Source organism: Dactylosporangium sp. NBC_01737, from assembly GCF_035963215.1.
Taxonomy (GTDB): Bacteria; Actinomycetota; Actinomycetes; order Mycobacteriales; family Micromonosporaceae; genus Dactylosporangium.
In genome coordinates this window covers 13,574,863-13,592,812 of record NZ_CP109153.1, presented here as the reverse complement: position 1 = coordinate 13,592,812, position 17,950 = coordinate 13,574,863, and the positions used below count along the sequence as shown (strand labels likewise).

20 protein-coding genes and 3 pseudogenes are annotated in these 17,950 nt (G+C 71.1%); 7 read left to right on the top strand and 16 right to left on the bottom strand.

The window, feature by feature from the left end:
• Positions 1–81: 81 nt before the first annotated feature.
• The 5 genes from OHA72_RS62870 to OHA72_RS62850 form a co-directional block, all read right to left on the bottom strand.
• Positions 82–552 carry an aminoacyl-tRNA deacylase gene (locus tag OHA72_RS62870; RefSeq protein ID WP_327005519.1) on the bottom strand — a complete coding sequence of 157 codons (471 nt, stop codon included), beginning with the start codon at positions 550–552 and terminating at the stop codon, positions 82–84.
• Positions 553–747: 195 nt separating this feature from the next.
• The gene (locus OHA72_RS62865) at positions 748–1,695 is read right to left on the bottom strand and encodes an LLM class flavin-dependent oxidoreductase (protein ID WP_327005518.1); all 948 of its coding nucleotides are present in this window, start codon (positions 1,693–1,695) and stop codon (positions 748–750) included.
• A gap of 136 nt (positions 1,696–1,831) precedes the next feature.
• Positions 1,832–3,622: an alpha-amylase family glycosyl hydrolase gene (locus OHA72_RS62860; RefSeq protein WP_327005517.1), complete on the bottom strand. Its 1,791-nt coding sequence runs from the start codon at positions 3,620–3,622 to the stop codon at positions 1,832–1,834.
• 12 nt (positions 3,623–3,634) lie between these two features.
• Positions 3,635–4,180 (bottom strand): YdeI/OmpD-associated family protein, encoded by a 546-nt coding sequence (locus tag OHA72_RS62855; protein WP_327005516.1) that lies wholly within the window; start codon positions 4,178–4,180, stop codon positions 3,635–3,637.
• Positions 4,180–4,590, bottom strand: a complete 411-nt coding sequence (locus OHA72_RS62850) for a VOC family protein (RefSeq protein WP_327005515.1) — start codon at positions 4,588–4,590, stop codon at positions 4,180–4,182. Before OHA72_RS62850 ends, OHA72_RS62855 begins: the two co-directional genes overlap by 1 nt.
• Before the next feature lie 63 nt (positions 4,591–4,653).
• Between OHA72_RS62850 and OHA72_RS62845 the strand changes: the two genes are divergently transcribed.
• Complete coding sequence (locus OHA72_RS62845; RefSeq protein ID WP_327005514.1) at positions 4,654–5,628, top strand: helix-turn-helix transcriptional regulator; 975 nt, start codon at positions 4,654–4,656, stop codon at positions 5,626–5,628.
• Here OHA72_RS62845 and OHA72_RS62840 read toward each other — a convergent pair.
• A complete protein-coding gene (locus tag OHA72_RS62840) occupies positions 5,601–6,533 on the bottom strand; it encodes an SMP-30/gluconolactonase/LRE family protein (RefSeq protein ID WP_327005513.1) in 933 nt (310 codons plus the stop codon). The two genes, OHA72_RS62845 and OHA72_RS62840, sit on opposite strands and share 28 nt — an antisense overlap.
• Positions 6,534–6,754: 221 nt before the next feature.
• The gene (locus OHA72_RS62835; protein ID WP_327005512.1) at positions 6,755–7,750 is read right to left on the bottom strand and encodes a LacI family DNA-binding transcriptional regulator; all 996 of its coding nucleotides are present in this window, start codon (positions 7,748–7,750) and stop codon (positions 6,755–6,757) included.
• Between the two features lie 232 nt (positions 7,751–7,982).
• On the opposite strand from OHA72_RS62835, the gene OHA72_RS62830 reads away from it, so the two are divergent.
• A complete protein-coding gene (locus OHA72_RS62830; protein WP_327005511.1) occupies positions 7,983–8,789 on the top strand; it encodes a class I SAM-dependent methyltransferase in 807 nt (268 codons plus the stop codon).
• A gap of 56 nt (positions 8,790–8,845) precedes the next feature.
• Here OHA72_RS62830 and OHA72_RS62825 read toward each other — a convergent pair whose 3' ends face one another.
• Together OHA72_RS62825 and OHA72_RS62820 are read right to left on the bottom strand one after the other, a co-directional pair.
• On the bottom strand, positions 8,846–9,832 hold the full coding sequence (locus OHA72_RS62825) for an NAD-dependent epimerase/dehydratase family protein (protein ID WP_327005510.1): 987 nt from the start codon (positions 9,830–9,832) through the stop codon (positions 8,846–8,848).
• Positions 9,833–9,842: 10 nt separating this feature from the next.
• Positions 9,843–10,508, bottom strand: coding sequence for a hypothetical protein (locus tag OHA72_RS62820; RefSeq protein ID WP_327005509.1), 666 nt, complete (start codon positions 10,506–10,508; stop codon positions 9,843–9,845).
• 130 nt (positions 10,509–10,638) lie between these two features.
• On the opposite strand from OHA72_RS62820, the gene OHA72_RS62815 reads away from it, so the two are divergent.
• Positions 10,639–11,166 carry a DUF302 domain-containing protein gene (locus tag OHA72_RS62815; RefSeq protein WP_327005508.1) on the top strand — a complete coding sequence of 176 codons (528 nt, stop codon included), beginning with the start codon at positions 10,639–10,641 and terminating at the stop codon, positions 11,164–11,166.
• A gap of 13 nt (positions 11,167–11,179) precedes the next feature.
• On the opposite strand, the gene OHA72_RS62810 is transcribed toward OHA72_RS62815, so the two are convergent.
• Positions 11,180–11,887: a uracil-DNA glycosylase gene (locus OHA72_RS62810; RefSeq protein WP_327005507.1), complete on the bottom strand. Its 708-nt coding sequence runs from the start codon at positions 11,885–11,887 to the stop codon at positions 11,180–11,182.
• A gap of 82 nt (positions 11,888–11,969) precedes the next feature.
• On the opposite strand from OHA72_RS62810, the gene OHA72_RS62805 reads away from it, so the two are divergent.
• From OHA72_RS62805 to OHA72_RS62795, 3 genes are all read left to right on the top strand, one after another.
• Positions 11,970–12,584 carry a hypothetical protein gene (locus OHA72_RS62805; protein WP_327005506.1) on the top strand — a complete coding sequence of 205 codons (615 nt, stop codon included), beginning with the start codon at positions 11,970–11,972 and terminating at the stop codon, positions 12,582–12,584.
• Positions 12,581–12,781: a hypothetical protein gene (locus OHA72_RS62800; protein WP_327005505.1), complete on the top strand. Its 201-nt coding sequence runs from the start codon at positions 12,581–12,583 to the stop codon at positions 12,779–12,781. The genes OHA72_RS62805 and OHA72_RS62800 overlap by 4 nt, the downstream gene beginning before the upstream one ends.
• A 670-nt stretch (positions 12,782–13,451) precedes the next feature.
• Positions 13,452–14,720, top strand: a complete 1,269-nt coding sequence (locus tag OHA72_RS62795) for an ATP-binding protein (RefSeq protein ID WP_327005504.1) — start codon at positions 13,452–13,454, stop codon at positions 14,718–14,720.
• A 12-nt stretch (positions 14,721–14,732) separates the two neighbouring features.
• Here OHA72_RS62795 and OHA72_RS62790 read toward each other — a convergent pair.
• From OHA72_RS62790 to OHA72_RS62765, 6 genes and pseudogenes are all read right to left on the bottom strand, one after another.
• Positions 14,733–14,917: pseudogene (locus OHA72_RS62790) on the bottom strand (MBL fold metallo-hydrolase); the annotation flags it as partial.
• Between the two features lie 29 nt (positions 14,918–14,946).
• Positions 14,947–15,297 (bottom strand): type II toxin-antitoxin system PemK/MazF family toxin, encoded by a 351-nt coding sequence (locus OHA72_RS62785; RefSeq protein WP_327005503.1) that lies wholly within the window; start codon positions 15,295–15,297, stop codon positions 14,947–14,949.
• Positions 15,298–15,605: 308 nt separating this feature from the next.
• Positions 15,606–15,769 (bottom strand): annotated as a pseudogene (locus tag OHA72_RS62780) (MBL fold metallo-hydrolase); the annotation flags it as partial.
• Positions 15,770–15,794: 25 nt separating this feature from the next.
• Positions 15,795–15,965: a PIN domain-containing protein gene (locus OHA72_RS62775; protein WP_327005502.1), complete on the bottom strand. Its 171-nt coding sequence runs from the start codon at positions 15,963–15,965 to the stop codon at positions 15,795–15,797.
• Positions 15,966–16,118: 153 nt separating this feature from the next.
• Positions 16,119–16,439 (bottom strand): GYD domain-containing protein, encoded by a 321-nt coding sequence (locus OHA72_RS62770; RefSeq protein WP_327011925.1) that lies wholly within the window; start codon positions 16,437–16,439, stop codon positions 16,119–16,121.
• Between the two features lie 94 nt (positions 16,440–16,533).
• Positions 16,534–16,635, bottom strand: a pseudogene (locus tag OHA72_RS62765) (MBL fold metallo-hydrolase); the annotation flags it as partial.
• 57 nt (positions 16,636–16,692) lie between these two features.
• Between OHA72_RS62765 and hmpA the strand changes: the two are divergent.
• Positions 16,693–17,931 (top strand): NO-inducible flavohemoprotein, encoded by a 1,239-nt coding sequence (gene hmpA / locus OHA72_RS62760; RefSeq protein ID WP_327005501.1) that lies wholly within the window; start codon positions 16,693–16,695, stop codon positions 17,929–17,931.
• Positions 17,932–17,950 lie beyond the last annotated feature (19 nt).

The window sequence follows — 17,950 nt, the reverse complement described above, 5'->3', positions numbered from 1 at the left end:
CGGACTTTTCCACTCGCATCGACCGGGAAGCGGGTTTGTCGATCAACCCAGCCGACGGCTCACGGGGCGGAGCCAAGAGGCTCAGCCGGAAGACTCGGCTTCGGACACGTCGGCGACGGTCGCCTGTAACGCCTGCACGGCAGCGCTCGCGTCGACGGCGAGCGCGACGCCGTGCCGCCCCCCGCCGAGCGAGATCTCGCGCCCGAGGATCCGTTCGTCGGCGACCACCGGCCACGCCGTCGTCGAGCCGAACGGGGTGATCGTCCCGCGCTCGTACCCGGTCGCGTCCCGCGCGGTCGCCGCGTCCGGCATCGACATCCGGTTGACGCCGAGGAGGGCCCGCAGCTTGGGCCAGGAGATGACCCGGTCACCGGGCACGAGCACGAACCGGTAGTCCCCGTCACCGACCCGCACCACGATCGTCTTGACGACGTCGGGCACCGCCACGCCACGCACCGCGGCGGCCTCGGCCAGGCTGCGCACCGGCCCGTGCTCGACGACCCGGAACGCGATCCCACTCCCCGCGACCGCCGCAACCGCCGGATTCCCCACCTGACCCGCACCAGAACCCCCCGCAGCATCCACAGCAGGGCTCACAGCCGCGTCCAGAGCAGCGTTCTCAGCCGGGTTCGCAGCCGGGTTCTCAGCCGGGTCCGGCCCGGGATCCGGCGCAGGGTTCGAGCCGGCATTCGGCGCCATCGGTGCTCCGTTTCGTCGGTGTCCGCCACGGTACGCCAGCGCGCCGCCCTACCCGACGAGCGGCCGCACCCGCTCCGCCACGAACCGCATGAACCCTTCCGGGTCGGGGTCGTCGGGGGTCGGCTGCAGGACCACGGTGTCCGCGCCCGCGTCCGCCCACCGGTTGACCGCGTCGGCGACGGCGTGCGCGTCCCCGGCCACGGACACGTCCTGCCCGTCGTGATACCCCCACCGGACCCGCTCCGCCGCCATCCGCTCGGCGGCACCGTCACCGGTCGCGGCGTGCAGGTACACGACGACCGGGTGCGGTCCGCTCCGTCCCGCCGCCTGCCGCCCTTCGTCGATGAGCCCTCGAGCCGCCCTGACCCCGTCGACGTCGGTGCCACCGGACAGGATCGTCCCGTCAGCCACCTCCCCGGCGAGCCGCAACGTCTTCGGCCCTACCGCGCCGACCAGCACCCCAGGGTTCAACACCCCACGCTGCAAAGCCCCAGCCCCAGCCTCAGTCCCAGCCGCCCCGGTCCCAGCCGCTTCCACGGACGCCTCCGTGGGCGGCCAGTCGAGGGCGACCCCGTCGAGCCGCACATACCTGCCCTGCACGTTGAGCCGCTCTCCGCCGAGCAACCCCCGCAGCGCCGTCACATACTCACGCAGCAGCGTCACCGGCGACTCGGCCCGCGCGCCGACCTGCCCCATCCAGTCCTGCACCCCATGCCCCACCCCGACCAGCGCCCGCCCTGGGAACAGCCGGTAGAGCGTCGCCAGCTCCATCCCAGTCAGCGCCACATTGCGCAGCGGGACCGGCAGCAGCCCCACCCCGACCCGCAGCCGCTCCGACCACGCGAGCGCCGCCGCCGCGGTCGCCATCCCGCTCTCGAGGAAACAGTCCTCCCACAGCCACAGCTCTTCCAGCCCGCTCTCATCGGCGGCGCGGACCACGGCGCGCAGCCGCTCGGGCGGCAACTGCGGCACGAACACGGCACCCAGAGTCGTCATCCCGCCATGCTGCCAGCCCCATCGGCCCGCCGGACCGCCACCCATGACCCCATATCCGGGGCTTCACCCAAGATCCCAGGCCCAACTCCGCCCGCACCTATGACCATAAGCGTGCACAACCGCCACGTCAAATCCCTCAACCGGTGGCGTCGTACATGACGAACCCCGCCGCCGGCACCGTGAGCAGCACCGCCTTGCCGTTGCGTGCCTCCACGGTCACCGTCCGGCCGATCGCGCCCGCATCGGTGGAGTAGCGGCAGGTCAGCGTCGCGCCCGCCGCGTGCAGCCCGTCGTCGACCGTCACCCACGCGGTCCGCGGCTCGGCCACGTCGGTGTTGATCGCGAGCAGCACCTCATGGTCGGCGAACATCCGCGACCACGGCACGACGGACCGCAGCGCCGCGCCGCCCAGCAACTGCGGCAGCCCGAACTCGGACCCGTTGCCGGAGATCTCCCGCAGGTACTGCCGCCCCCGCCGCAACGCCGGCACCCGCCGCCGCAGCGCGAGAATCTTCGCCAGTTCCACGTACACCGGGTGGCTCTCGTCGAACGTGTGCCGCCCGCGGCTGCGGAACGCCCCGAAGGCCCCGCCGAACATCGCCTCCCGGATGTACCGGTCGTTGCCGCCCCGCCCGTCGAGCAGCTGCTCGCTGCCGTAGTACACGCACGGGATGCCGAGGGTCGTGGCGTTGAGCGCGAGCGCCGCGAGTGCCAGCCGCTGCCCGGCGTCGTCGGCGGCGAAGCGTGCCTTGGCCTGGCCCTTGCGGACCTGGTCGTGGTCGTCGTACCCGGTGACGACCCGATCCCGGAACCACGTGTGCGAGTCGACGCCGACCTGCAGCGAGTTGCGGAACAGCGCGAAGTACTCCGCCGGGTTCCGGGCCCCCTTGACCGTCCATTCGAGGCGGTCCTGGACGTCGGCGATGCCGAGCGCGGCGTCCATGCCGGTGGACTGCAGGGTCCGTACGGCGAACGCCCGGTCGCCGGTGATCTCGGCGATGAGGTAGAAGCGTTCCTTGCCGATCGACTGCGCGAACTCGTGGACGGCGGACGCGAAGTACCTGGCCGCCCCCTGATCCATGTGCTTGACCGTGTCGACGCGGAACCCGTCGAGGTCCGCGTACGCGATCCAGTACTGGTACGCCCGCGTCAACGCGATCAGCGCAGGCGACGGCCGGTACTCGTCGGTGGGGCCCGCGCCGAGGTGGATGTCCTTCAGCGTCTCGAAGTCCCCCTCCACGTACTCGGGGAAGCGGTCCCAGTCGGCGATGCGTCCCTTGCCGGTGAACGTGCCGTCGCGTTGCAGCTCGACGGGGCGCACGGCACCACCCGGGATGTCCCGGAACCCGCGGACCGGGTACGGCTGCCCGTTCCAGTCGGGCACGACGTCGGGTTCGTAGGCGAAGACGTCGCCGGCGTGGTTGAGCACCACGTCCAGCACGACCCGGATGCCGAGCCGGTGCGCGTCGGCGACCAGGTCGCGCAGGTCCTCGCCGGTGCCGAAGTGCGGGTCGACGGCGAGGAAGTCGTGGGTGCCGTAGCCGTGGTACGACCCGGCGTCCGGCACCTGGTGCAGGATCGGGCTGACCCAGACGGCGGTGACGCCGAGGCGGCGCAGGTAGCCGAGCTTGGTCCGCAGCCCGGTGAGCGTGCCGCCGACCCAGCCGCCCCCGGCGGCCCGCCATGCCGCCGCGTCGTCCTCGGTGCCGACGGCGTTGCCGTGGTCACCGGGCCGCAGCGGCGGCGTGCCGCCGGGCGCGGCCACCAGGGCTCCGTCATTGTCGCGGTAGGAGGCCTCCCGGCCGTCGGAGAAGCGGTCGACGAGCAGGAAGTACAGGACCTCGTCCTCCCATGCCGCCGGCGAGGGATGGAACTGGCGGTCGGTCAACGCATGGAAGTCGATGTCCGAGATGCTCCGCAGGGCCACCCGACCACCGTCTCATGCCTCCAGCTGTTTGAGGATGGCCTTCACCCGAGCCGCCCGGCCGGCTTCGGTGCGAAGCTTGTGCAGCTGCAGGATCAGCAGGTACCGCTCGGTCGCGGCCAGCGCGTCGAACGCCGCCTGCGCACGCCCGGAGCCGGCGAGCGCCTCGGCGAGGCAGGGCGGGACGGTCGCGGTGCGCTGCGACGGGTACGCCGCCGCCCACCGCCCGTCCGCCTGCGCCTTCGCGACCTCGGCCAGCCCCGCGGGCCGCATCCTGCCTGCCGCCGTCAGCGCCTCGGCCTTCGCCACGTTCACCTGCGACCAGGTACTGCGGGGGCGGCGCGGCACGTACCGCTGCAGGAAATGCCGATCGTCGAAACCCTTGCGCTGCCCGTCGATCCACCCGAAGCACAGTGCCACGTCGAGGGCCTCCTGCACGGAGAGGCTGGCAACCCCGCTGCCCTTCTTGCCGACCAGGATCCAGATTTCGCTGGTGTTCGCGTGGTACGACATGAGCCAGGTCTCGAACGCTGTCGTGTCGGTGAACAGGATCGGTTCCATCAGGCGTTCACGATCTCCAGGTAATGGGGGTTGTGCATGATGCCGACGATGTTGCCGAACGGGTCGGTGACGGCGGCCGTCACGAAGCCGTGCCCACGCTCGGTGATCGGCTGCAGCGGCGTGGCACCCATCGACGTGAGCCGCGCCAGGGTGCCTTCCAGGTCGTCGACGTGCCAGTACATGAACGCACCGGCCGGCGAGACCGACGTGTCGTGCGGCGCGTACCGGCTGTCGATGATGCCGATCTCGTCCTCGTCGTCGCCGATGCGGAACTCGGCGTAGCCGGGCCGCTCGAAGTAGGGCTCGAGCCCGAACAGGTCCGCGTACCAGCGCTTGGCGGCCTCGTGGTCGGCGGCGAAGAAGCTGAGCGTGGCGAATCCCCGGAACGTGTGTGCGCTGCTCTGTGTCATGGGTACGACGCTATCGGCCGTTGCGGAAAGATTCGTTCCTCAATACCTGGCAGACTTCGGCGCATGTTGGAGACCTCGGCGCGGCTGCTGCGGCTGCTGTCGTTGCTGCAGAGCCGCCGCGACTGGTCCGGTGCGGCCCTCGCCGACCGGCTCGCCGTCACCACCCGCACCGTGCGCAACGACGTCGAACGGCTGCGCAGCCTGGGGTACCACATCGACTCCAGCACCGGCACGACCGGCGGCTACCGCCTCGGCGCCGGTGCCGCGATGCCGCCGCTGCTGCTCGACGACGAGGAGGCGGTCGCGGTCGCCGTGGGCCTGCGCGCAGCGGCCGCCGGGTCGGTCACGGGCCTGGAGGACCCGGCGCTGCGGGCGCTGATCAAGCTGGAGCAGACGCTCCCGCCACGGCTGCGCCGGCGCGTGGACGCGCTGCGTTCGGCGACCGTCTCGGCGGCCGGGGGAGGCCCGACGGTCGACGCGTCGCTGCTGACCGCCCTGGCCGCGGCGACCCGCGACCACGAGCGGATCAGCTTCGACTACAAGGACCGGCGGCGCCGGGCCGAGCCGCACCGCCTCGTCTACACCGGCCGGCGCTGGTATCTGCTCGCCTGGGACGTCGACCGGGCCGACTGGCGCACGTTCCGCGCCGACCTGGTGTCGCTGCACGCCCCGACGGGGCCCAGATTCGCGCCCCGCGAGCCACCCGGCGGCGACGCGGTCGCCCACGTGCTGCGGGGTGTCGCGTCGGCGGCGTGGCGGGTCCCGGCCCGGATCCGGTTGCACGCGCCGATCGCGGACGTGACGGCCCGGCTGGCGTCGACGGCCGGGCTGCTCACCCCGACCGGCGACGCCACCTGCGAGCTGGAAACCGGCGCCGACAAGCTCATCGACCTGGCAGGGTTCCTGGGCTCGATCGGCTTCGGCTTCACCGTGCTGGACCCGCCCGAGCTGCGTGACCTGCTGCGCGACCTCGCGGCCCGCTACCAGGCCGCCGTGAGCACGGCGGACGGTCAGGCCGGCACCCGGACGACCGAGTAGGTGTCCGTCGGCGCGGGCGCGGGCAGGTTGAAGCGGCCGTTCACCGCGTACAGCGACCCGCCGAACCCGGCCACGGTCGCCGGGATGTCGAACCTCGGATGCGTGATCTCCTTGACCAGGGTCGCGGAGCGCAGGCCGGGCCCGAGCCGGAACTTGGCGATGACGTTGAAGAAGTTGCGCACCACGTACAGGTGCGCGCCGCGCCGCAGCAGCCCGTCGCCCTGCAGCACGCTCGCGCCGCCGAGGTCGACCTGTGCCGCCACCCCGCTGCGGGGGTCGAACGCGAACAGCCGGTCGGCGAGCATCTGCACGATGAGCAGCCGCCCGTCCGGGGTGGCCTCGATCCCGTTGTTGAACCCGTCGGCCTCGCCGAGCCCGCCGGGCAGCGCGATCGTGCGGACCGCCGCCTGCCCGGGCAGCCTGCCCGCCTGGTCGAGGGGCACCTCGTACAGCACCGGCTGGTACGAGTCGGTGAAGTACGCCGCCCGTCCGGTGACGACGACGTCGTTGACGAAGCTCCCGCCGAGCGCGTACTCGGCGAGGACCCGGCCGCTGTCGCCGTCGTAGACGGTGGCGCCGCTCCCGGTGGCCGCCCACAGCCGGCCCCGCTGGTCGTACTCGAGCCCGACCGCCTGCTTCCCGGCGGTGCCTTCGACGAAGGTCGAGCCCTTCCCGGTCGCGAGGCTGCCCCGGTAGATGCCGCCGTGGGCGAGCGACCCGACGTAGAACGTCGTGCCCCGGCCGGTCGCGATCCCCTCCGCCTGCCACCCGTCGGGCAGGCCGATCACCTCGGGAAACGCTGTCCCGCGGCCGGTTGTCCCCCGGCCGGCGGCTGCCGTGCCGCCCGGAAGGGCGATCGCCGCGGCGACGCCGGCGACACCCGCGAACAGTGTGCGTCTGTGCATGAGGTCCTCCCCGCTCAAGATCTCATCGGACGCCGCAATCCTATAGTCGGCGGTCGATTGATCTTGTCCCGCTGGACGCGCCGGTCCCCGCAGCACGGCGTGGCCCGCGAAACTTTCCGCGGGGCGGCGTGATCAAGCGGGCGGTGTGTTCAAGCAAGCGCGGTGTTCAAGCAAGCGCGGCGTTCAAGCGGGCGCGGCGTGTTCAGGCGGGCGCGGCGTGTTCAGGCGGGCGCGGTGGTGGACCGTTCGATCAGCCGGGTCGGCAGCACGACCCGCCGCGCGGGCCCGTCGTCGCCGTCGAGCCGGGCCAGCAGCAGCCGCGCGGCGTGCCGGCCCATCTCCTCCGGGTCGTGCGCGATGACGCTGACCCCGAGCACGTCGCCGAGGTCCAGCTCGTCGAAGCCGATCAGCGCCGTGTCCCTGCCGCTGTGCACCCTCGCCCGCAGCGCGCCGGTCGTGATCCGGTTGTTGGTGGTGAACAACGCCGTCGGTGCCGGGTCCCTGGCCAGCAGCGCGAGGACCGCCCGCTCGGCCTTGTCGACGTCGTGCGCGTCCTCGAGCAGGTAGTCGCGCCAGTCGGCGACGCCCGCCGCCTCCATCGCCTCGGCGAACCCCTCGACGCGGTCCTGGTGCGTGCTCAACCGGGACAGGTCCCCGACGATCCCGATCCGCCGGTGGCCGCGTTCGAGCAGGTGCTCGGCGGCCCGCTTCGCGCCACCCCGGTTGTCCAGCAGCACCGCGTCCGCGGTCAGGTCCACCGGCGGCCGGTCCACGAACACGAACGGGCTCCCGTGCCGCCGCTCCGCCGCCAGGTGCCCGTGCTCCGCCATCGTCGAGGCGACGACGAGCCCCCGGACCCTGCGCTCCAGCAACGAGTCCGTGAGCCGGCGCTCCCACTCCGGGTTCTCGTCGGTGCTGGCGGTGATCAGCTGCAGCCCGTGCATGCGCAGCTCCCGCTCCAGGCCGCTGGCGAGCCGCGAGTAGAACGGGTTGGCCAGGTCACCGCTGAGCAACCCGACGAGCGTCGAGGTGTTGCCGCCGCGGCGCAGCTCCCGTGCGGTCCGGTTCAGCCGGTAGCCGAGCTCGTCGGCGGCGTTCTGCACCCGCGCCTTGGTCTCGACCGCGACATACCCCTCGCCGCTCAACGCCCGCGACGCCGTCTTGACCGAAACACCCGACAGCGCCGCCACCTGTGCGAGGCTCGGCCGGCTACCCATCGGAGGATTATGGCAGCATCGCGCGGAGAAGTTCGGCACGGTCACCGGTCCGCATCGACGCCCGTCGCGCCGGAGCCGCCCCGGTCCGCCGGCCTGCCTGACCCGCAGCATCCACCGCAGCCCCGCGCGGGGTCGCCACCAGCTCGGCGAAGTGCAGCGTCCCGAAGGCCGCGGCAGCACCACCCACCGATCCATCGCCCTGGCGGTTGTCGGCGCAGCCTACGGTGGCGGCATGGCGAATGAGGTCTGGGCCAGGGGCGACGCCTACGAGGCGTACGTCGGCCGGTGGAGCCGTCCCGTCGCGGCCAGGTTCCTGGACTGGCTGGCCGTGCCGCCGGGCCGGCGCTGGCTCGACGTCGGCTGCGGCACGGGCGCCCTCACGGGGACCGTCCTGGCCGCCGCGGCGCCCGCGGAGGTGACCGGCGTCGATGCGTCGGAGGCGTTCCTCGCCTTGGCGCGATCCAGGCTCACAGACCGGTCCGCTGCCCGGTTCGCAGCCCGGTTCATTGCCGGGGACGCCCGCGCGCTTCCGGTCCCGGACGCGTCCGCCGACGTCGTCGTCAGCGGGCTCACCCTCAACTTCGTGCCCGAGCCGGCCACGGCCGTCGCCGAGTTCGCCAGGGCTGTCGCGCCCGGCGGTCTCGTCGCCGCGTACGTGTGGGACTACGCCGACGGCATGGCCATGATGCGCCACTTCTGGGACGCCGCGACCAGCCTCGACCCGGCCGCCGCCGCCCTGGACGAGGGCCGCCGCTTCTCCATCTGCTCCACCGGCGCGCTCAGCGGCCTGTGGTCGGCGGCGGGCCTGTCCGGCGTCACGACCCGCCCGATCGACACGACCGCGGTCTTCGTCGACTTCGACGACTACTGGACACCGTTCCTCGGCGGCACGGGCCCGGCCCCGGGCTATGTCGCGTCATTGTCGGAGGAGCACCGCGCGACGCTGCGCGACCTGCTCCGCGAGCGCCTCCCACGGGCCGCGGACGGTTCGATCCCTTTGCTCGCACGGGCCCTGGCGGTCCGCGGTACCGCCGCCTGACCGTGCCCCTGACCTGACCGTGCCCCTGACCTGACCCGTGCGCTGCGTCCGGGACCTCAGCGCCGGTGCCATTCGGCGAGGAGGCTGGTCTCCTGCTCGGCGGTCAGCCGCGCCGCGGGCGGCGGCAGCGGGTGGCGCAGCGCGTCCTCGTACGTCTCGCGCACCGTCTGCCGCAGCGGCCGCGGTGACAGTCCCGCCGCGAACGCCGCCGCCGGGTCGGCCGCGTTCAGGCCCGCCGTCGGGTCGAACGCGGACCACAGCGGCAGGCTCTCGTCGGTGAGCCCACGCTCGCCGAGGAAGTCCGCGTCGACCCACGTCAGCGTCGTCCCGGGCGGCCCGACCTCGGCGACCATCGCCTCCAGCAGGTCCGCGAACGAGAACGGCGGCGCCGGGCTGACGGCGTGGAACACGCCCCCGCCGGGCCGGCCGAGCAGCCGGATCGTCCAGTCCGCCATGTCACGGGCGTCGATGACCTGGATCGCGGCGTCGCGCGGCCCGGGCGCCAGGACCTCCCCGCCGCGGGCGACCCGCTCGACCCAGAACGTGAACCGCGACAGGTGATCGTGCGGCCCCACCACGTAGGTCGGCCGCACGATCAGCGTCGACGTGCCGAACCGCTGCTCCGCGACCCGCTCGCACGCGACCTTCAGCGGCCCGTACGTCGCGTCGGTGACCTCCTCGACGTCCGGGTCGTCGAGCTCCAGCAGCGGCGAGTCCTCGCTGAACCCCGGCCCGGCCGGCACGGCGTACGCCGACACGCTGGAGATGTACACGTAGCGCCCGCCCCGCCCGCCGAGCGCGTCGGCGAGCCCGTCCACCTGCCGCGGCAGGTAACCGCTGACGTCGATGGTCGCGTCCCACTCGCCCGCCAGCAGCCCGTCGGGCAGCGCGTTGCGGTCGGCGAGCAGATGCGTGGCCGCCGGGAACAGGTCACCCCCGGTCTGCCCCCGGTGCAGCAGCGTCACCTCATGCCCCGCGGCGATCGCCGCCTCGGTGATGTGCCGCCCCACGAACCGTGTGCCACCGACGATCAGGATCCGCATGCGTTCCAGCCTAAGGCGTTGCCGGCCACTGCTCCGGTAGCCCTTGCCGGGTGAACGCCGCGCCGACCCGATTCGTGAGGTCGTCCTCGGTCACCGTGGCGTCGACCTCGATGCCTTGCAGCCCCAGCTCCCGCACCTCCGCCGCGAGGCGCCGCGTGAACAGCAGGTCCCGCCGCAGCAGGTTCCGCAGCGCCGTCTCCGGATCGCTGGTCCTGCCCGCGATGTGCCACAACGACCCCCGCCGCTCGAACGCCGCCCGCCGAAACCCCGGCGTCGGCAACAACCACACGGCGTTGCCCGGTTCGGCCAGCAACGGCCGCACGAGCCGGGGCAGCAACCTGAACCCCTCGACGATCACCCCGGTCGTGTCCGGCAGCCGCAGGAGATCCTCGACGATCAGCCCGAACCCCTCACCCCGGTACCAGTGGAACGTCTCGAGCATGACCTCCGGCGACCGCGACACCCACCGCTCGTCCATGTCCATCGCCGCGAACGCCGCCAGGAACGGGCTGTCCAGCGCCGTGCTGCGCCTTCCGTGCTCCGCCATCACGTCGTCGGTCGCGTACACCCGCCACCCGTATTCACCCGCCAGCCGCCGCGCGAGCGTCGACTTCCCCCCGCCGCTGCCCCCACCGACCCACCGCACATGCCGCAGCCGTTGCCGTACCTCCGCCACCCCTCGCACCACAGCAGTATCCGGGAAGCCGTCCGACGGCGTGGGTTCCGTGCCCGTCGGCGCGGGTAGAGCCGTCCCGCACCCGGCGCCCGCAGCGGGCGGCACACCTGAGCATGGTTGGAGGCAGCCGATGGCCGGATCGCACACCGTCGCGGTGGACTGGGCGGCGCGGCGGCTGGCCGTCGAGGCAGAGGGTTCGTTCGACGACACCGTCGCCCGGTATGAGGCCGCCGTCCCCGTCTACCCCGCCGCCCACATCGAGCAGCTGGTGGCCGGCGACGCCGGATGGCAGGCGGTCCTCGACCTGACCGACGACGTCGCCCGGCACGGGTTCCTGATCTACTGGAGGATCGCGGCCGACGCCATCATGCGCGCCGCCGGCGACACCTCCCGGTGCGTCGCCTACCTCATGGGCAACCACACGATCGCCGAGCGGATGTTCCGCCACGACCCGGTCGCGATGCTGTACGCCCCGCTGCGCACGGTCATTTCGCAGGTGCCGGGCGGTCCGGTCGTGTTCTCGGCGGAGCAGCCCAGCCTGCAGTTCGCGTCGTTCGGCAGGCCGGACATCGCCGCCGTCGGCATCGAGCTCGACCACAAGCTCGCGGCCCTGCTCGAAGCGCTCGATCTGCCGGTACCCCCGAGCCTCACCGCGTGACCGCAAGCGCCTGTCAGTGTCTCGGCATCGCCGGGGACCAGCGGACCGGCAAGGTCCCGGTCGCCGTGAGCGCCGCGTTGATCCGGCTGAACGGCCGGCTGCCGAGGAACCCGGTCGGGTTCATCGGGCTGGGATGGCCCGCCCGCAGCACGACGTGCCGGTCGTTGGTGATGAGCGGCGACTTCGCCTTCGCCGCCGCGCCCCACAGCACGAACACCACCCGCTCCGCCTTGTCGTTCAGCGCCCGGATGGTGGCGTCGGTGATGTTCTCCCAGCCCTGCCCCTTGTGCGAGTTCGGGGCGCCGGCGCGGACGGTCAGCACCGCGTTGAGCAGCATCACCCCCTGCCGGCACCAGGCGGTCAGGTCGCCGGACGGCGGCGGATCGACTCCCAGGTCGTCGCGCATCTCCTGGTACACGTTGCGCAAGGACGGCGGCGCCGGTACACCCGGCGGCACACTGAAACTGAGCCCGTGGGCCTGCCCGGGCTTGATGTAGGGATCCTGTCCGAGGATGAGGACCCGGGTGGCCGCGAGCGGGCACAACCGGTACGCCGCGAAGATGTCCTGCTTCCGCGGATACACCACCGCCGACTGGTACTGCTCGACGACGAACGAGGACAGCGCTGCCACGACGGCGGCGTCGACGTACGGCGTGACCGCCTCACGCCAGTCGTCGGGCATGAAGTCCAGTAGGTACACGGGCTTCGCCGGCACAGTCATCGCGGCAATCTATCGTCCGGCGCAACTGCCTTCTATCCCGCCGCCGTGCTTGGATGCCGGGATGGCGGATCTCCTGCTGTCCGTGACAGTCACGGACGTCGGCCCGTCGGCGGCGCGGGCGCTGGGGGCGGTGGCGGCCGCCTTCGCCCGGCACGGCGTCGACCACCCGCTCGCCGACGCTCACCGGGCGGGCGCCGGCTGGCTGTCCGGGTGCCACGCGGACCCGCTGATCGTGCGGGGCGCGGCCCGGTACTCCACCGGGCTGGAACGCGGCATCGAGGACCTGGTGCGCGTGGCGGCGCCCGCTGCGACGCTCACGCTGGACTGGGATCCGTTCGCCCGTGCGCTGGACACCTACGCCTGGACCGGCCCGGCGGTGTACCGGCTGGCCGAACTGTTCGCCGTGCTCGACGGCGGCGCGCTGCTGGCCCGGGCCGGCCGGGGGCTGCTCGACCCGGGCCGCGACGCCGCCGCCTCGTGGACGGCGCTGGTCCAGGCCCGCGCGATCTGCTGTACGACGCGCTCGGCCAGGCATCCGCGATCGCCGGCGTGGATTGGCGCGCGACGCGGACGGAGACCGCCGACGCGATCGGCGGCCTGCGCATCCTGCCGACCGGCGACCGGACGGTCGCGCGGACGGTGCCCGGCTTCGCCGGCCTGCGGGCCGGCTGGGCAGCGCTGGACCACCCCGAGGTGACCGGCGGCCCCCTGGCCGGCGACGAAGGGCGCGCTGTGTGGTCGGTCGCCGAGGCACTGGCCGCCGCGTTGCCCGATCGCCTGCTCCTGCTCCAAAACGGCGACACCCCGGGATTCCTGGCGCTCACGCCGGACCTGGCGGACGAGGCACTGGCCCGTGCCGCAACCGCCGGGATCCCGCTGTCGGCCACATACTGACGGCGTCGCCGCCGAGCCACGCACCCATCCGGCGACGAACCGTTCGCCGAGCGCGTTCGCCAGACTCCGCAGACCCGTCAGGTCCTCGGCCCTGACCGTCGCACCAGCCTCGACCTCGACACCGATCACGCGACCGTCAGGTGCCTCGATCACCGCGTCCACCTCGACGCCGTTGCCAAGCGGGTCAGCGTGCTCTTTCCCGCCTGCCGGGCACCGTTCACCAGCACCACTCGCGTGCCGGCGAGCGCTTCGTCGACAAGCACCTGTGCATGCCGGGAAGGAGATCAACCACGGGCCCAGTACGCCGCAATCACGCGATCCGTGGACACTGAGCCGCCCAATCCGTGGTCATCTGGCCGGCCACTGCGCACCCAACGGCCAACGGCATCACCAAGATCGCATTTATGTGACATGGGCAGCAGTGGTTCCGGTGCTGCCCATACCGCAGCGGCCGGGGCATGCCGTCGCGTCATCGCCGGCGTGCCCGCATGGTCTCCGGCGCAGTTCTCGTAGTCGATGGGGTCAACTGCGCATTTCCGAATCTCTTGGCGATCCTCGCCCACACCCGACCGCTTCCGGCCAGGTGTCAGCGACTGCAGATACGGAATCTGAGTGCGGAAATTACGGAATCTAAGTTGCTCAGACACGGAAGATGAGCCACGCTTGGTGCGTGGATGGAGCGCTGACCGGCCTGGCTGAACGCCGTTTGACGGGAGTCCTCGCCGATCGTATGGACGAGGAACCGACCGTCGTCTTGAACGGTCCCAGGACGGTCGGCAAGAGCACCCTGCTGAGCGTCCTGGCGAGGCGTGTGGGCCGGGCCGTCATCGACTGCGACGACCCAGCGACGCGTGCCGCCGTTCGTAACGACCCTGGGCGCTTCGTGTCCGGCCCTGGCCCGGTGTTCATCGACGAGTTCCAGCATGTTCCTGAGTTGCTGGATGCGATCAAAGCGGAACTCAACCGGAACTTGAGCCCAGGGCGGTTCGTGCTTGCCGGCTCCACCCGATATTCGACCCTGCCGCAGGCCGGGCAGTCATTGACCGGCCGGGTCGACATCCTCGACGTGTTGCCGCTGGCGCAGTCCGAGATCGACGGCTCCTCAATGGAGCCCCTCGTGCACCGGCTCCTGAGTGGCGAACACCCTGCGGCCACGACCGAGCAGTCGCCGACGAGCCGGGATGAGTATGCGCGACGCGTGACGTCAGGTGGGATGCCTGTCGCCCTGCGACGTCCTCCCGGCCGTTCCCGCTCGCGATGGTTCAGCAATTACCTCGAGCTCGTCATCGAACGCGACGTGATCGAACTGAGCCGCGTCCGGCAGCGTGAGATGCTTCCACGCTTGCTGAACCAGCTTGCCGCCAGGTCCGGCCAACTGCTGAACATCGCCGCGACCGCGGAAGCGGTCGGTATGGAGAAAAGCAGTGCCGAGAACTATCTGCGGCTGCTGGAGGCGGTGTTCCTCGTGCAACGCCTGCCGGCATGGGGGACCACGTTGGGATCACGGGTGGCGCGTCAGCCCAAGTTGCACCTGGTCGATACGGGCGTCATGGCCTGGCTCCTGGGATTGTCCCCCGAGAGGATCGCCAAGTCGGATCCTGCGGTACTCACCGATTACGGACATGTTGTCGAGACGTTTGCCGTCGGCGAAATTCTGAAGCAGGTGAGCTGGTGGGACGCGCCGGTCGCGATCGGGCATTTCCGCACGCCTGCCGCCGACGAGGTCGACCTGGTGCTGGAGCGCGACGACGGAGACGTCATCGCGTTCGAAATCAAAGCAGGCACCCGGGTGGACGGTCATGACCTGCGCGGCATCAGGGCATTGCGGGCGAAGCTCGGCACCCGGCTGCTCGCCGCCGTTGTGCTGTACACAGGCGCGTTCGCGTACGTACATGATGAAGGGACCCTCGTCCTGCCGCTCGACACGCTCTGGCGGTAGCGACGGCCTGCCTCACCAGCCTCTGGCGCGCCACTCGGCAGCGACGGCCGTTCCGCGCCCAGCGTCGAGTCCTTGCCGTGGCCGGGGTGGAACTCGGTCTCGTCCGGGAACCGGTTGAAGAGCTTCGTCGACACGTCGTTGATCAGCGACTCGAAGTTCGCCTTGTCACCCCAGGTGTTGCCGACGCCGCCGGGGAACGGCGGCGTCGCTTGGCGGGCAACAGGTGTCAGAGGTCCAGGAAGTACCGCATCACCTTGCGGATCTCGGCGAGGTCTTCGTCGCTCACCTGACCAAGGCGGCGCTGCAGGCGGCCCACGTCCACGGCGCGAATGTCTTCGGGCCTGGCGAAGCTGGCCTGGCGAAGTCCCGACTGTTCGCCGGAGATCCGCGGTTGTGTCACCAGCCCCCGGTCGTGGCTGGTCAACGGCACCACCACGATCATGTTGATCGGCAGTGCGTGAAGCCCGTTCGACGACACCACCACAACCGGGCGGCGGCCGCCCTGCTCGTGACCTACGGTCGGATCAAGTTCGGCAAGCCAGATCTCCCCGGTGCGAACGGTGGTCACTCCCACCATCCGGCTGGATCGTCGTTGCTCAGCGTGTCCCGGTCAGTGCCCGCCTGCCACGACCGCGACTCGGCCCGATCGGCTGCCCACGCGTCCGGATCCTCGTCGCGGAGTCTCGTCAGCTGTTCCTGGGCGCGCGCGAAGAACGCCTGCCGCTCAAGCGTTTCGGTCGCCTCGGCCAGGAGCGCGCCCATGGTGGTCCCACGCTCGTGCGCCAAGACGGCGAGCCGGTCGCGGACCTTGGAGTCGACCTTGATGGTCGTGGTGCTCATACCGTTGAGTCTACTCAACGGTAGACCGCTGCAGCTACCAGCCGCGCGCCCCCGCCTTTCCGGCAGCAACGGCCGCTCCTCGCCCAGCGTCGAGTCCTTGCCGTGGCCGGGGCGAAATTCGGTCTCGTCCGGGAGCCGGTCGAAGAGCTTCGCCGACACGTCGTTGATTTCGCGTTGTCACCCCACGTGTTGCCGACGCCGCCGGGGAAGTCGCGCGTGGCTGGGACCATCGGTTCACGTGATGGAACACGGCGCCGCAGCCCATACCGCCGGCTGGCTCGTTGCCTTGACGACTTCGTCGAAGTCGTGGTCGTAGCGCACCAGTGCGAGGTCATGCAGCTCGGCGGTCGCGGCGAGGAGCAGGCCGACGGCACCGGCCGAGCGGTGCGTGCCAAGAGCGGTCATGACCGCCTGGACCTCGGTCGCTGCGCCGGAGGTCGCCGAGCGAGCCGATCACTCCGTCGGCGTGCTCCCGATGGTCTGCGTCGAGTGCATCGATGGGGACATAGGGGATATGGAGGTCATGAACGCGACCGGGCTGGCCGGCCGGTGGCCGGATCAGGCGCCCGGCGCGCGGTAGTCGACGCTCTGCTGAACCGCTTGGTCGACCTCCTCCGGGGTCAGCAGCGCTACGGTCTTGGTGGTGGCTCCACCAGATGAACCAACCGTGAGAGCGACGGCCGCGGCGGCCTTGTTGTCCGGCAGTTCGCAGATCACATGTGTGTCGTTGTCGCCGAAGCAGAAGTCGAACGACTCAAGTCGCCCGCCCACGCTTTCGGCCATCTTCCGGACTGCCTCGACGCGCCCGCTGCCGCCTTCCTTGAGCAGTCCGCGAAGCCCGTCGAGCGTGAAGGTCCCTTGGATTAGGAATCTGGGCATAGAGATCACCCCCTCAGCATCGAGCGTAATCGCCGGAGGCGTGTCGGCCCACGCCAGGAAGTTGGGAATCAGGTCGGGAGTCCTGAGCCGACGACTACCAGCCCCTGGCGCGCCACTCCGGGATCGACGGGCGCTCCGTGCCCAGCGTCGAGTCCTTGCCGTGTCCCGGGTAGATCACCGTCGGGTCCGGCAGCCGGTACCGGCTGACTGCGGGGTCTCGCATTGCCTCCGCTGGAGCGGGTAGCGATGCGCGATGACCGGTTCCGTGCTCAGCCCACGAACGGTGCGCACGGTCAAGGCGACCGCGCCGATCCTGAGGGAGCGGGGGCTGGAGATCTCCAGGCGGATGTACGAGATCCTGTTCCAGGACGAGGAGATCAAAAGGCTGTTCAACCAGTCCCACCACGGGCAGTCGGGCAGCCAGCCACGGTCGCTGGCCGGGGCGGTCCACGCGTACGCGGACAACATCGACCGTCTCGACGAGTGTGGACCGATGATCGAGCGGATCGCGCAGAAACACACCAGCCTCAACATCCAGTCCGAGCAGTACCCCTACGTCGGCCGGGCGTTGATCGGCGCGTTGAAAGACGTGCTCGGACAAGCAGCCACCGATGAGGTGATCGCGGCGTGGACGCAGGCGTACGACTTCCTCGCCGACACCCTGATGCGCCGGGAGCGTGAAATCTACGACCGGAATGCCCGTACGCCCGGCGGTTGGGTGGGCTGGCGGGACTTCACCGTCGACCGGGTCGTTCCGGAAAGCGATGTCATCAAATCCTTCTACCTGCGCCCGTGCGACTCCGGCCCGGTGATGACGTTCCGGCCGGGGCAATACCTGACAGTCCGGCTCAATGTCCCTGGCCAGGAGTCCGTCGTACGCAACTACAGCGTCTCCTGCGCACCCGGTCGTGACCACTACCGCATTTCGGTGAAGCGGGAAGATCCTCCGGAGGACGCGCCGTACGCACCACCCGGCATGGCGTCCAGTTATCTGCACGAGGAGGTGGGTCCGGGCGACGTGATCCAGGTCAGCGCGCCGGCCGGCGACTTCTTCCTCGACGAGGCGTCCCGCCGACCGTTGGTCCTGCTCAGTGGTGGCGTCGGTCTCACGCCGATGGTTTCCATGCTGGAGCATCTGGTCGGCCGCGGGACACCACCCGAGACGTGGTACGTGCACGCCGCACTCGGCGGTCGCCAGCACGCGATGAAACAGCACGTCCGCGACCTCGCCACCGCGAACGGACCGATCCACCCGGTCGTGTTCTACGAGCACCCCGCACCCGAGGACGTGCTCGGCCGGGACTACGACCTGCCCGGCAGGGTCACGATGGATTGGCTCAAGGGCGCCGTTCCGGTCGCCGACGCCCACTTCTACTTCTGTGGCCCCCGCGGCTTCATGCGCATGCTCGCGATCGGCTTGCGCGCCCTGGACGTGCCCGACGAACGTATCAACTTCGAATTCTTCGGACCGGCGGAAGCGCTGTACGCCTGAGTGCCGCAGAGCCGGGTGT

Bases quoted from the DNA above. Each gene is read 5' to 3' on its own strand.
- OHA72_RS62865 (WP_327005518.1), bottom strand. From the start codon at position 1,695: ATGACGACTCTGGGTGCCGTGTTCGTGCCGCAGTTGCCGCCCGAGCGG.
- OHA72_RS62855 (WP_327005516.1), bottom strand. From the start codon at position 4,180: ATGGAACCGATCCTGTTCACCGACACGACAGCGTTCGAGACCTGGCTC.
- OHA72_RS62850 (WP_327005515.1), bottom strand. From the start codon at position 4,590: ATGACACAGAGCAGCGCACACACGTTCCGGGGATTCGCCACGCTCAGC.
- OHA72_RS62845 (WP_327005514.1), top strand. From the start codon at position 4,654: ATGTTGGAGACCTCGGCGCGGCTGCTGCGGCTGCTGTCGTTGCTGCAG.
- OHA72_RS62840 (WP_327005513.1), bottom strand. From the start codon at position 6,533: ATGCACAGACGCACACTGTTCGCGGGTGTCGCCGGCGTCGCCGCGGCG.
- OHA72_RS62835 (WP_327005512.1), bottom strand. From the start codon at position 7,750: ATGGGTAGCCGGCCGAGCCTCGCACAGGTGGCGGCGCTGTCGGGTGTT.
- OHA72_RS62830 (WP_327005511.1), top strand. From the start codon at position 7,983: ATGGCGAATGAGGTCTGGGCCAGGGGCGACGCCTACGAGGCGTACGTC.
- OHA72_RS62825 (WP_327005510.1), bottom strand. From the start codon at position 9,832: ATGCGGATCCTGATCGTCGGTGGCACACGGTTCGTGGGGCGGCACATC.
- OHA72_RS62815 (WP_327005508.1), top strand. From the start codon at position 10,639: ATGGCCGGATCGCACACCGTCGCGGTGGACTGGGCGGCGCGGCGGCTG.
- OHA72_RS62810 (WP_327005507.1), bottom strand. From the start codon at position 11,887: ATGACTGTGCCGGCGAAGCCCGTGTACCTACTGGACTTCATGCCCGAC.
- OHA72_RS62785 (WP_327005503.1), bottom strand. From the start codon at position 15,297: ATGGTGGGAGTGACCACCGTTCGCACCGGGGAGATCTGGCTTGCCGAA.
- OHA72_RS62775 (WP_327005502.1), bottom strand. From the start codon at position 15,965: ATGACCGCTCTTGGCACGCACCGCTCGGCCGGTGCCGTCGGCCTGCTC.
- OHA72_RS62770 (WP_327011925.1), bottom strand. From the start codon at position 16,439: ATGCCCAGATTCCTAATCCAAGGGACCTTCACGCTCGACGGGCTTCGC.
- hmpA (WP_327005501.1), top strand. From the start codon at position 16,693: ATGACCGGTTCCGTGCTCAGCCCACGAACGGTGCGCACGGTCAAGGCG.